This window comes from Streptomyces kurssanovii, from assembly GCF_040677245.1.
GTDB lineage: Bacteria > Actinomycetota > Actinomycetes > Streptomycetales > Streptomycetaceae > Streptomyces > Streptomyces kurssanovii.
Window position 1 is genome coordinate 54,293 of the sequence record NZ_JBFAQK010000038.1, and the last position, 12,198, is coordinate 66,490.

The window sequence follows — 12,198 nt, forward strand, 5'->3', positions numbered from 1 at the left end:
TCGTGAAGGCGTCCGCCCGACGCCCTGGGGCGGCCGGCGGCCGAGGTGTCGTCCAGGATTGGACAACCAATCATCCCATGATTCTATGATGGGCCAATGCCTGACGAGACCCGCACACTGAGCCCCGCCGCGACAGCCCCTGCTCCCCGGGATTCTGCCGCCCGCACGGGCCCGGTGTGGATCACCCGGCTCGTCCTCGTCGGCATCGTCCTCGCCGCGCTCAACCTGCGCCCCGCCATCACCAGCCTCGGAGCCCTGCTCGAAGAGGCCAGGACCGGGCTGCACATGAGTGGCAGCGTGGCCGGCATGCTCACCTCCGTGCCGCCGCTGTGCTTCGCCCTCTTCGGCACCGCCGCACCCCGCCTCGCCCGCCGCTTCGGACCCGGCGCCGTCCTGTGCGCCGGAATGGCGGCCATCGCGACGGGGCTCGTCGTACGGCCCTTCGCCGGTGGCACGGCCGGGTTCCTCGCCGCCAGCGCGCTCGCCCTGATGGGCATCGCCGTCAGCAACGTACTGATGCCGGTGATCGTCAAGCGCTACTTCCCCGACCGGGTCGGCTCCATGACCGGCCTCTACTCGATGGCGCTGGCGCTCGGCACATCCGTGGCGGCGGCCGCGACCGTGCCCATCACGAGCGCGCTGGGTGGCAGTTGGCGGGTCGGTCTCGCCGTGTGGGCGCTGCTGGCGGCCGTCGCCGTACTGCCCTGGCTCGGACTGGTGCGCGACCGCGACCGCGGGGACGGCGCGGAGCGAACGGCCCAGGGGGACGACCCCGCCCCCGCTCCGCGGATCACCCGCAGCCCGACCGCATGGGCCCTGGCCTGCTTCTTCGGGCTCCAGGCGACCGGTGCGTACATCACCATGGGCTGGATGCCGCAGATCTTCCGCGACGCGGGTGTCTCGGCGCAGACCGCCGGCGTGCTGCTCGCCGTCACCATGGTCATGGGCGTGCCGCTGGCCTTCGTCATTCCGCGACTGGCGACCCGGCTGAGCCGGCAGGGACCGATCGCGATCGGTCTCGGCCTGTGCGGCCTGACCGGCTACCTGGGACTCCTCCTGGCACCGGCGGCGGGCGCGTGGGCGTGGGCGCTGCTGCTGGGCATCTCGAACTGCTCGTTCCCGCTGGCGCTCACCATGATCGGCATGCGGTCCAGGACCGGTGCGGGTGTCGTGCGGCTCTCCGCGTTCGTCCAGTCGACCGGCTACCTGATCTCCATCCCCGGGCCGCTCCTGGTCGGCGTGCTCTATCAGCACAGCGGCGGCTGGGGCCTGCCGATCGGGCTGATGGCGGCCCTTCTCGTGCCCCAGATCGCCATGGGCGTCCTCGCGGGCAGGGACCGGACGATCGAGGACGAGACCGGGATGCGAGACTGAGACCATGCCAGTGCTCGACCCGAACCCCCAGAACGGCCAGAAGAAGCTCCTCGGGATCTTCGGCCTGATCCTGCTCATCGGCGTGGTCATCTCGGTCATCGCCACGATCGCCGCTCCCTGACCCGACCCCGCTCCGGCCGGGCACCGGGGCCCCGTCCCTCCCTCGACGCGGAGGGACGGTGGTGCTGGCACCACCCTCCCCTAGGGGGCCAGGCTCAGGGTGAAGTGGGTGGGCCACCGGATGGGCCCGGCCGTCCATGATCCGTACGTTTGAGGGAATCGACCTCTAGACGTACGGAGGCGGCCATGCCGGCCCACACGCACCCCCGGTCCCTCACCCGGTCCCCGGGCGTCGCCGGGGGCGAGCTGCCCTGGTGGGCGCTGGCACTCCCGGTGATCGCCTTCTGCGCGCTGCTCCTGCTGATCGCCGGTCCCGGGCAGGCGCACGCCGCGGCGGGCGACGGACAGGGGGTCGGCGAGGTCATCCGGCTCGTGCACCGGATGCTGGCCCGTTGACGGGGTCACTCTTCACGGCGGAGCACGTCAACACCCTGCGCCTGCTGGCTCATTTCATGCGAAGCTGGGTGACATGAGCGCCGCTGTGTCTTCCGGTGGGACACCCCCCGGACCTCCCGAATCCCGCAGGATCGTCCTCCTCCGGCACGCAAAGGCCGACTGGCCCCAGGTGTCCGACCATGAGCGCCCGCTCGCCGAGCGAGGCCGGAAGGACGCCCCGGTGGCCGGTCGCCGGCTCGCGGAGACCGGTATCGATTTCGACCTGGCCCTGTGCTCGACAGCGGTCAGGACCCGCGAGACATGGAAGCTCGCGGTGCACGAGCTGCCGCACCGCCCGAAGACGGTCTACGAGGAGCGGCTCTACGAGGCCTCTCTCGGCGATCTGCTCGCCCTGCTGACCGAGACCCCCGACGACGTGAACGATCTGCTCGTCATCGGCCACAACCCCGGTATGCACGCCCTGGCGGACGCCCTCGCGGGCAGCACGGAGGGTGACGCACTGGCCCGGATGACCAGCGACGGCTTCCCGACCTCGGCGTTCGCCGTCCTGTCGGTCACCGGACCGTGGAAGTCCGTCGAGCACGGCGTGGGCAAACTGCTCGACTACTGGACCCCGCACGAGTGATCCGGCACGAAGAACGGCAGGGCCCCGGCACACCGCGTGTGCCGGGGCCCTGCCGTTCCGGTCCCGCGTACGTCAGTGCTCGCCGGTGCCGTCGTCGGCTGCCTCGACCTCTTCGCGGGTGATGCCCAGCAGATAGAGCACCGTGTCGAGGAAGGGCACGTTGACCGCCGTGTGCGCGGCCTTGCGCACGACGGGCTTGGCGTTGAACGCGACGCCGAGCCCCGCGGCGTTCAGCATGTCGAGGTCGTTGGCGCCGTCGCCGATGGCGACCGTCTGGGCGAGCGGGACCCCGGCCTCCGCCGCGAACCGGCGCAGCAACCGGGCCTTGCCGGCCCGGTCCACGATCTCGCCGACGACCCGGCCGGTGAGCTTCCCGTCCTTGATCTCCAGCGTGTTCGCCGACGCGAAATCGAGCCCGAGCCGCTCCTTGAGATCGTCGGTGACCTGGGTGAAGCCGCCGGACACGACGCCCACTTGATAGCCGAGCCGCTTCAGCGTGCGGATCAGGGTCCGCGCACCCGGGGTGAGCCGCACCTCCGTACGCACCTTGTCCACCACGGAGGCGTCGAGGCCCTCCAGCAGCGCCACCCGCGCGTGCAGCGACTGCTCGAAGTCCAGCTCGCCGCGCATCGCCGCGGCGGTCACCTCCGCGACCTGGTCCTCGCAGCCGGCGTGGGCCGCGAAGAGCTCGATGACCTCGTCCTGGATGAGCGTGGAGTCGACATCCATGACGACCAGCCGCTGCGCGCGCCGGTGCAGTCCGGCGGAGACCACGGCCACGTCGACGCCGATCTCGGCGGCCTCCATGGCCAGCGCCGTCCGCAGCGGCCCGGTCTCCACGCCGGAGACCGCGAACTCCACCGCGGTCACCGGATACTTCGCCAGCCGGAAGATGCGGTCGATGTTGCCGCCGGTGCCGGCGATGGTGGCCGCTATGGCCGCCGTGGACTCCGCGGTGAGCGGGTGGCCGAGCACGGTCACATGCGAACGCCCGCTGCCGCGCGGCCGGTTGTCACCCGTACCCGAGATGATCTCGGCCTGCAGTTTCAGCGAGTCGGCCCAGCTGTGCACGGTGGCCCGCAGGTCGCCCTCGGTGGCCCCGCCGGCCGTCGGTGCCGTGACGAGCGCGCACAGCACGAGGCGGCCACGGGAGACGACCTGCTCGATGTCGACGACATCGACGGCGTACGCGGCGAGGGTGTCGAAGAGCCCGGCGGTGATCCCCGGGCGGTCCTTCCCGAAGATCTTCACGAGAAGGGTGGGGACATCGGCGTCGGGAGGGGGCTGAGATGCGCTCATGGTGCTACCACCGTATCGGGCGACGGCCCGGAGGAGCGGTCCTGTCCCGCCTGACGGACACCTGAGCGGCCGACGCACGCCCGTGCGACCGGGAGCGAAGCATCCGACCCGAATGGCGCGGATTATTCGATTCACGCATGATCCGTCACCACTCGTGGGTGATCGCCGCCGCCGGCCCGGTCCCTCCGCGTCGGCGAACGTCCCAACTCGGTACCGAACGAGGTCTTCACACGGCCCGGCTTTCGGATACGGGACCGGGCCTGAAATAGTTCCCCACGATGTTCGCCTTCCCTAGACTCCCGGCGACGGGGGAAGCTCGGGGGACAACTAGTGGGGCATGGAGTGCCGGAACTCGTACTGGAATTGAACGGAAACACCTGGACGCTCGATCCGTCCAGGTCCTACACCCTGGGCCGTGATCCCCAGGGCGATGTGGTGATCGACGACGCCCGGGTCTCGTGGCGGCACGCCACGATCAGCTGGGGCGGGCGCAGTTGGGTCATCGAGGACCACGGCAGCACCAACGGCACGTATGTGCAGGGCCAGCGGATCCATCAGATGGAGATCGGCCCCGGCACAGCGGTGCACCTCGGCAACGCCACCGACGGTCCGCGCCTCGGCCTGAGCGGCGTCGGCGCGGTGGCGGGCGCGGGCGCCTACGCCCAGGGTGCGCCGCAGCAGGCCGCGAAGGCGCCGGTGCAGCAGCCGCCGCAGCAGGGCTGGCCGCAGGCCCAGCCGCCGCAGCAGCCCGCCCAGCAGGGCTGGCAGCAGCAGCCTCCGCAGGCGCAGCAGCCGCAGGTCCCGCACCAGCAAGGGGTGCACAGCGCCCAGGGCGTCCCGCCGGTCCACGGCGACCGCAGCCCGACGACGTTCCACCAGCTCTCCCTCGGCCGCGTCATGCGCATCGGCCGTGCGCTCGAGAACGAGCTGGTCGTCTCCGACCTGCAGGTCTCGCGCCACCACGCCGAGTTCACCGCGCACCCCGACGGCCGCTTCGAGATCCGTGACCTCGGTTCCCACAACGGCACCTACGTCAACGGTCAGCCGATCGCCAAGTCCGGCACGGTCCTCATCGGCCCGAACGACATCGTCGGCGTCGGCCACTCCACCTTCCGTATCGTCGGCGGCCAGCTCGAGGAGTTCGTCGACACCGGCGAGGTCTCCTTCTCGGCCCGCCACCTCACGGTCACCGTCGACGGCGGCAAGCAGATCCTGCGTGACGTCTCCTTCGGTGTCCCGGAGAAGTCGCTGATCGGTGTCATCGGCCCGTCCGGCTCCGGAAAGTCCACCCTGCTCAAGGCGCTCACCGGCTACCGGCCCGCCAACCAGGGCGACGTCCTCTACGACAACCGCAGCCTCTACAAGCAGTTCGCAGAGCTGCGCCAGCGCATCGGTCTGGTTCCGCAGGACGACATCCTGCACAAGGAGCTCACCGTCCGTAAGGCGCTGAAGTACGCGGCCAAGCTCCGCTTCCCCGGCGACACCGCCGAGGCCGAGCGCGAGGCCCGTATCGACGAGGTGCTGCGCGAGCTCAAGCTCGACATCCACAAGGACAAGAAGGTCACCTCGCTCTCCGGCGGCCAGCGCAAGCGCGTGTCGGTCGCCCTCGAGCTGCTGACCAAGCCGTCGCTGATCTTCCTGGACGAGCCGACCTCCGGCCTCGACCCGGGCATGGACCGTGACGTCATGCAGCTGCTGCGCGGCCTGGCGGACGACGGCCGTACGGTCCTCGTCGTCACGCACTCCGTGGCGGAGCTGGGGCTGTGCGACAAGCTCCTGGTGATGGCTCCCGGCGGTTCCGTGGCCTACTTCGGTCCGCCGGAGGAAGCACTCAACTTCTTCGGTTACAGCACCTGGGCCGACGTGTTCTCCGCGTTCGAGAACTACCGCGACTACGACTGGGCGGGCCGCTGGCGCGGTTCGCAGCACTACCAGATGTACGCGGCGGACATCGACGCCGTCGCCGCGCAGTCCGTGAACATGCCGCCGGCGCAGCAGATGCGTCCGCCGAAGCCGCAGAGCTGGGGATCCCAGCTGTTCACCCTGATCCGCCGCTACGTCTCGGTGATCGTGTCCGACAAGGGCTTCATGGCCCTCATGCTGATCCTGCCGGCGGTGCTGGGCGCGGTGAGCCTGCTCATCGACCCGGACAAGGGTCTGCTGGTGAACCAGAACGCGCAGACCGGCCGGATCATCCCGAACGGCACGGCCACCACGGTGCTGCTGATCCTCGCGGTCGGCGCCTGCTTCGCCGGCGCGGCGAACTCGGTCCGTGAGCTGATCAAGGAGCGGGTGATCTACGAGCGCGAGCGCGCGACCGGACTGTCACGCTCCGCGTACCTGATGTCCAAGGTCGTCGTCCTCGGCATGATCACCGTGATCCAGGGCGGTCTGGTGGGCGCCATCGGCTTCGCCACCCGTGAGCTCCCGGAAGAGGGCCTGGTCCTCGGCGGGGCGGTCATGCTCGAGCTCTCGCTGCCGATCATGGCTCTCGGCTTCACGTCGATGATGTTCGGTCTGATCATCTCCGCACTGGTGAAGACGGCTGAGAAGACCATGCCGCTGCTGGTGATGTTCGCGATCATCCAGGTCGTGTTCACCGGCTGCCTGTTCATCCTGCACGGCACCGTCGGCGTGAACGAGTTCTCGTACCTCATGCCGTCGCGCTGGGCGGTCGCGGCCGCCGGTTCCACGCTGGACTTCAACAAGATCAACCCGAACACGGACGACCCGACCAGCACCGACCCCCTGTGGGACCACGAGGCTGCCGCCTGGGGCATGGACATGGCCGCGCTGATCGCCCTCGGCGCCCTGTGCGGTGTGCTCGTCGCCCGCTTCCTGCGCCGCCACGAGCCCGAGGTCATGCGCAAGTAACGCACGTCACGCCGTGACAGCACGACGCCGAAGGGCGCACCCTGCGCGGGGTGCGCCCTTCAGCGTCTGTTCATGTCCGCCGGTTGTGCTGCCGGCTCAGCGCAGCAGTGCCTCAGTAGGCGCTGTTGACGTTGTCCATCGAGCCGTAACGGTCGGCCGCGTAGTTGCAGGCGGCGACGATGTTGGCGACCGGGTCGTACTGGTCCCACGAGGTGCCGGGGACGTGGTAGGCGTCGAAGGTCGGCTTGATGACCTGCAGCAGACCCTTCGAGGGGACACCGTTGATGGCGTTGATGTCCCAGTTGTTGATCGCCCGCGGGTTACCGGAGGACTCCCGCATGATGTTGCGGTGGATGCCCTCGTAGCTGCCGGGGATGTCGTGCTTCTTCATGATCGCCATGGCCTCGCGGATCCACCCGTCCAGGTTGTTCGGGTAGGTCACCTTCGCCGGGCGGGCGGCGGAGCGGCTGGCGGCCTGCTCCTTGGCGCGCTTCTCGGCGGCGGCCTTGGCGGCTGCCTTCTTCTCGGCGGCGGCCTTCTCGGCCTTCGCCTTCGCCTCGGCCTTGGCCTTGGCCTGCGTGGCCTTGAGCTGGGCCTCGAAGGCGGACTTCTGGCTGGTGATGCTCTCGTGGACGGCCGCGGCCTGCTTGGAGTCGGCCTTCCACGCGACGGGCGCCGCGGCTGCTGCCTCGGTCTTCACGCCGGCCTCGGCGTCGCCCGACGGGGCGAGCGAGAGTGCGACGGTCGTGGCGGCGACGGCGGCGATGCCGGCCACGGCGGTCTTACGACTCTTGAGGCGGCGACGGAGATCAGGGGTGATGAACGCGGACATACAGACGTACCTCTTCGAATAGCGGAAAGTCGCTCCAGGCCGGTCGGCTCTGCGCTGTTCGGTAGCGACGTCGGCAATTCTTAGCTGGCGCAAAATCGCGTGGCAAAGGTGTGACGTACGATCCGCGGTAGTGGATCACATGTTCCCAATGTCCGGATTCGCCTGTGCTGTCCGCGCTCAGATGCCCCTTTTGTATCAACTAAAGAGTCTCGTAAGTGATCTGGGCCCTATGCGCGGGCTCACATCGCCCGCGCTCCGGTCTCACCGCCTGTTGCGTCAGCAATTCACTGTGTGAGGGCCGTCCGCGGGGAGTACGAGATGGACGTCGCCGAACTCGTGCCAGAGGTACCGCTGCTTCAGCGCCTCGTCGTACGCGCAGGTCAGAGCGTCCCGGCCGGCGATGGCCGCCAGCATCAGCAGGTGCGACGCCTCCGGCTCGTGCAGTCCGGTCAGGAGGCCGTCCACCGCCCGCACACCGCGTCGCGGCGTCACGACCAGGTCCGTCCAGCCGGAGACGGGACGCACCACCCCCTCGCCGTCCGCCGCCGACTCCAGGGCCCGCACGGCCGTCGTGCCGACCGCCACGATCCGGCCCCCGGCCGCTCGTGCCGCGTTCACCAGCCATGCCGTGGCCGCCGGCACCTCGAAGCGCTCCGGGTACGGCGGCTCGTGCGCCTCCGCCGACGCCACGCCCGTATGGAGCACGAGCGGCGCGAACTGCACCCCCCTGCTCACCAGGTCCGCCACCGCACCGGGCGTGAAGGGGCGGGCGGCGCTCGGCATCTCCGCGGAACCCGAGCCGTCGGGGGAGGGGAGCGCGAAGACCGTCTGATAGGCGGACAGGGGCTGGTCCCGCTCCGTGTAGCGGTAGCGGATCGGCCTGCCGTACCGCCGCAGAAGCGTCGGCACGTCCACGGAGGCTGTGGCCCACCACAGGCGCTCGCCGCCCGGCACGAGCGGCGACCCGAGCACCAGCTCGCCCCCGCCCGGTACCCGTACGACGGCACCCGCCGGGCCCCCGGCGCGCGGGAGGGTGCTGCCCCCGCCGTCGGGCCTGCGCAGTTCCACCGCCCAGCGCCCGAGGTCCCCGCGGGTCGAGAAGTGCACCACGACCGCCTCGCCACCGAGCCGCCCGTCCACGGCGGCCGCCAGGGTGGCCGACGTGTTGACGACCAGCACGTCACCGGCCCGCAGCCGGCCCGGCAGGTCGCGGAATACGTGGTGCGACACCTCCTGACCCCGTGAGACCAGCAGCCGCACGTCGTCCCTGCCCGACCCGCGCTCCTCCGCCGGCACCCGGGCGGACAGCTCCTCCGGCACCCGCAGGGTCTCCAGGACCGCCCCCGTGCGCTGCCCCGTCCTCATCGGGTCCCCAGCAGCGATGTGGCCGCGTACCGGCCGCTGGCGGGCCGCTCCTCGAGCAGCCGCAGGAACGCGGGCGCCACGGACCCGGGCGAGGGACGGGGGTCGTCGTCGTCCGGCACCGCGGCCGCGTACAGGTCCGTCTGCATGTCGCCCGGGTCGACGCTCCACACCCGCAGACCCGGCTCCTCGACCGCCAGCACGGCGGCGAGCTGGTCGAGCGCCGCCTTGGAGGCGCCGTAGCCGCCCCAGGTCTCGTACGCCGTGGTCGCGGCGTCCGAGCTGACCGCGACGACCGTGCCCCCCGTCCGCGACGCCCGCAGCAGGGGCAGCGCCTCCCGCACCAGGCCCAGCGGAGCGACCACGTTGGTCTCCAGGGCCGCCCGCAGCCCCGCCGGCGGCAGCGCCTCCAGCCGCACCAGCGGCTCGGCGCCCAGCGCGCTCGCGTTGTTCACCAGCAGGTCGAGACCGCCGAGCCGCCCGGCCGCCGCCACCAGCTCGGCGCGGTGCCCGGGGTCGGTGACGTCACCCGGCACCGCCACGACACGGGTGCCGTACCGCGCCGCGTGCTCCGCGCTCTCCTTCAGTACGTCCGCGGTTCTGGCGCCCAGGACGAGGTCCCAGCCCTCCCTCGCGAGAGCCGCCGCCAGCGCCCGCCCCAGGCCCTTCGACGCCCCTGTGATCACTGCTACCGCCATGGTGCCCATCCCCTTGCCGCGTGCTGTCCGCTGTCGTTGTCCGTATGGATGGGCCCAACGTAGGAACGCGGCCGACTCCGCCGCCTCGGGCACGAGGCCCCACTCCGCAAGGCACTTCGGCCTACGTCCGCAGGCCTAATCCGATGCGGTCCCCGGACCGATACGGACCGTCACAGCCCGCCGGTACGGTTGGTCCATGAGTCACCGACCCGGTTCCGGCCTCGCGGCCGTGAGCACCGCGCTCCTCGCGATGAGCAGGCGCCTCGAGGTGCGCGACGTCCTGAAGACGATCGTGGCCTCGGCGCGGGAGCTGCTCGACGCCGAGTACGCGGCGCTGGGCGTGCCCGACGACCACGGGGGCTTCGCCCAGTTCGTCGTCGACGGCGTCAGCGACGCCCAGTGGAAGGCGATAGGACCGCTGCCCCGGCAGCACGGCATCCTCGCCTCGATGCTCCGCGACGCGAAGCCGGAGCGGCTCGCGGACGTCCGCAAGGACCCGCGCTTCGAGGGCTGGCCGTCGGCCCACCCCGACATGTCGGACTTCCTCGGCCTGCCGATCAAGGACGGCGACGAGACCATGGGCGCCCTGTTCCTGGCGAACAAGAGGTGCCCCAAGCCGCAGGGCGGCTGCGGTTTCACGGAGGAGGACGAGGAACTGCTCGGCATCCTCGCCCAGCACGCCGCCATCGCCCTCACCAACGCCCGCCTCTACGAGCGCAGCCGCGAGCTCACCATCGCGGAGGAGCGCTCCCGCCTCGCCCACGAGCTGCACGACGCCGTGAGCCAGAAGCTGTTCTCCCTGCGGCTGACCGCCCAGGCCGCCACCGCGCTCGTGGACCGCGACCCGGCCCGCGCCAAGGGCGAGCTCCAGCAGGTGGCGGCGCTCGCCGCGGAGGCCGCGGACGAGCTGCGCGCCGCCGTCGTGGAACTGCGCCCCGCCGCGCTCGACGAGGACGGCCTCGTCAACACCCTCCGCACCCAGATACAGGTCCTCGACCGCGCCCACAGCGCGCGCGTCACCTTCGACACCTGCGGGATCAGGGCGCTGCCCGCCGCCCAGGAGGAGGCGCTGCTGAGGGTCGCCCAGGAGGCGCTGCACAACGCGCTGCGCCATTCCGGCGCGGCGCAGGTGGACGTGGCGCTGATCCGCCGGGGCCAGGGCGCCGTCCTCTCCGTCACGGACAACGGCAAGGGCTTCGAGCCGCGGACGGTCCGCCGGGCCGGACGCCACCTGGGGCTCGTCTCCATGCGGGACAGGGCGAGCGGCGTCGGAGGCAGGCTCAAGGTCGAATCGGCGCCCGGCAGGGGCACCACGGTCGAGATGGAGGTCCCCGGTGGCTGACAAGAGGATCCGCGTGCTGCTGGTCGACGATCATCAGGTGGTGCGGCGCGGCCTGCGCACGTTCCTGGAGGTCCAGGACGACATAGAGGTCGTCGGCGAGGCGGGTGACGGCGCGGAGGGCGTCGCCCTCACCGAGGAGCTGAAGCCGGACGTCGTCCTCATGGACGTCAAGATGCCGGGCATGGACGGCATCGACGCCCTGCGCAAGCTGAGGGAGCTGGCCAATCCGGCCAAGGTCCTCATCGTGACCAGCTTCACCGAGCAGCGCACGGTGGTTCCCGCCCTGCGCGCGGGCGCTTCGGGCTACGTCTACAAGGACGTGGACCCGGACGCGCTGGCCGGCGCCATCCGTTCCGTGCACGCGGGTCACGTGCTGCTCCAGCAGGAGATCGCGGGGGCGCTGCTGTCCGACGGCGACCCGGGCAACGGCACGGGCCGCGGGAACAGCCTCACCGAGCGGGAGCGCGAGGTACTGGGTCTCATCGCGGACGGACGTTCGAACCGGGAGATCGCCCGGGCGCTCGTCCTCTCGGAGAAGACCGTCAAGACGCACGTCTCGAACATCCTGATGAAGCTGGACGTGGCGGACCGCACGCAGGCGGCGCTGTGGGCTGTCCGGCACGGAATGACGGAGTGACCGGAGCGTCACGCTCCGATCCAAGATTCATACTGTCGGGTGTATGTCACCCACACGGCGCATCCTGATCCACTCGCGGGCGTTCTCCATGGCGTGCTGCGGCGGCCGGCCGCAGCGAGTGCTCAGGAGGAATGACGAAGTGAAGAACCTGAAGAAGGCCGCAGCCCTCACGATGATCGCCGGCAGCCTCGTCGCCGCGGGTGCGGGTGTCGCGTCGGCCACGACGGGCGGCTCGCACGCCCACGGTGAGGCTGTGCACTCCCCGGGCGTCCTCTCGGGCAACCTGGTCCAGGTGCCGGTGCACGTCCCGGTGAACGTGGTGGGCAACTCGGTGAACGTGATCGGCCTGCTGAACCCGGCGTTCGGCAACGTCGGCATCAACGGCTGACGCCGCTCGAGCTCTCACCGCACGGCCCCCGGGCGCAGCCCGGGGGCCGTGCGGCGTTCCGGGCGCGTGCGGATGGCCGCTGCGCGGGGCCTGTTCCCCACCCCGCCCCTTCCCGCTGTGCCGATGTGCGGCTCCGCCGCGTGGCGGGCAGGCCCGGGCCCCGTACCGCCCTGCGGGCGGCGTACCGCGCTTCGCGCGGTGCCCTCAAGCGCCGGGCGGGCTGGATTTCGCTCCGCGAAATCAGCCCCGCC

12 protein-coding genes are annotated in these 12,198 nt (G+C 71.1%); 8 read left to right on the forward strand and 4 right to left on the reverse strand.

What is annotated here, in order from left to right; genetic code table 11:
- Positions 1-96 precede the first annotated feature (96 nt).
- The 4 genes from AB0K36_RS23875 (at position 97) to AB0K36_RS23890 (ending at position 2,515) form a co-directional block, all read left to right on the forward strand.
- On the forward strand, positions 97-1,374 hold the full coding sequence (locus tag AB0K36_RS23875; RefSeq protein ID WP_364597831.1) for a CynX/NimT family MFS transporter: 1,278 nt from the start codon (positions 97-99) through the stop codon (positions 1,372-1,374).
- A 4-nt stretch (positions 1,375-1,378) separates the two neighbouring features.
- On the forward strand, positions 1,379-1,495 hold the full coding sequence (locus AB0K36_RS23880) for an SGM_5486 family transporter-associated protein (protein ID WP_264242608.1): 117 nt from the start codon (positions 1,379-1,381) through the stop codon (positions 1,493-1,495).
- Between the two features lie 185 nt (positions 1,496-1,680).
- Positions 1,681-1,890 (forward strand): hypothetical protein, encoded by a 210-nt coding sequence (locus tag AB0K36_RS23885; RefSeq protein WP_364597835.1) that lies wholly within the window; start codon positions 1,681-1,683, stop codon positions 1,888-1,890.
- A 73-nt stretch (positions 1,891-1,963) separates the two neighbouring features.
- Positions 1,964-2,515, forward strand: coding sequence for a SixA phosphatase family protein (locus AB0K36_RS23890; protein WP_364597837.1), 552 nt, complete (start codon positions 1,964-1,966; stop codon positions 2,513-2,515).
- Positions 2,516-2,587: 72 nt separating this feature from the next.
- On the opposite strand, the gene serB is transcribed toward AB0K36_RS23890, so the two are convergent.
- The gene (gene serB, locus AB0K36_RS23895; RefSeq protein WP_364597840.1) at positions 2,588-3,814 is read right to left on the reverse strand and encodes a phosphoserine phosphatase SerB; all 1,227 of its coding nucleotides are present in this window, start codon (positions 3,812-3,814) and stop codon (positions 2,588-2,590) included.
- 342 nt (positions 3,815-4,156) lie between these two features.
- On the opposite strand from serB, the gene AB0K36_RS23900 reads away from it, so the two are divergent.
- The gene (locus tag AB0K36_RS23900; protein ID WP_364597843.1) at positions 4,157-6,688 is read left to right on the forward strand and encodes an ABC transporter ATP-binding protein/permease; all 2,532 of its coding nucleotides are present in this window, start codon (positions 4,157-4,159) and stop codon (positions 6,686-6,688) included.
- 112 nt (positions 6,689-6,800) lie between these two features.
- On the opposite strand, the gene AB0K36_RS23905 is transcribed toward AB0K36_RS23900, so the two are convergent.
- The 3 genes from AB0K36_RS23905 to AB0K36_RS23915 all read right to left on the reverse strand — a co-directional run bounded on the left by AB0K36_RS23905 (position 6,801) and on the right by AB0K36_RS23915 (position 9,580).
- Positions 6,801-7,520, reverse strand: coding sequence for a transglycosylase SLT domain-containing protein (locus tag AB0K36_RS23905; protein WP_364597846.1), 720 nt, complete (start codon positions 7,518-7,520; stop codon positions 6,801-6,803).
- 276 nt (positions 7,521-7,796) lie between these two features.
- The gene (locus AB0K36_RS23910; RefSeq protein WP_364597849.1) at positions 7,797-8,885 is read right to left on the reverse strand and encodes an S-adenosylmethionine:tRNA ribosyltransferase-isomerase; all 1,089 of its coding nucleotides are present in this window, start codon (positions 8,883-8,885) and stop codon (positions 7,797-7,799) included.
- Complete coding sequence (locus AB0K36_RS23915) at positions 8,882-9,580, reverse strand: SDR family NAD(P)-dependent oxidoreductase (RefSeq protein ID WP_364597852.1); 699 nt, start codon at positions 9,578-9,580, stop codon at positions 8,882-8,884. The genes AB0K36_RS23910 and AB0K36_RS23915 overlap by 4 nt, the downstream gene beginning before the upstream one ends.
- Before the next feature lie 196 nt (positions 9,581-9,776).
- On the opposite strand from AB0K36_RS23915, the gene AB0K36_RS23920 reads away from it, so the two are divergent.
- The 3 genes from AB0K36_RS23920 to AB0K36_RS23930 all read left to right on the forward strand — a co-directional run bounded on the left by AB0K36_RS23920 (position 9,777) and on the right by AB0K36_RS23930 (position 11,947).
- Complete coding sequence (locus tag AB0K36_RS23920; RefSeq protein ID WP_364597855.1) at positions 9,777-10,922, forward strand: GAF domain-containing sensor histidine kinase; 1,146 nt, start codon at positions 9,777-9,779, stop codon at positions 10,920-10,922.
- Complete coding sequence (locus AB0K36_RS23925) at positions 10,915-11,559, forward strand: response regulator (RefSeq protein ID WP_364597858.1); 645 nt, start codon at positions 10,915-10,917, stop codon at positions 11,557-11,559. Before AB0K36_RS23920 ends, AB0K36_RS23925 begins: the two co-directional genes overlap by 8 nt.
- 139 nt (positions 11,560-11,698) lie before the next feature.
- Complete coding sequence (locus AB0K36_RS23930; protein ID WP_364597861.1) at positions 11,699-11,947, forward strand: chaplin family protein; 249 nt, start codon at positions 11,699-11,701, stop codon at positions 11,945-11,947.
- Positions 11,948-12,198: the final 251 nt, after the last annotated feature.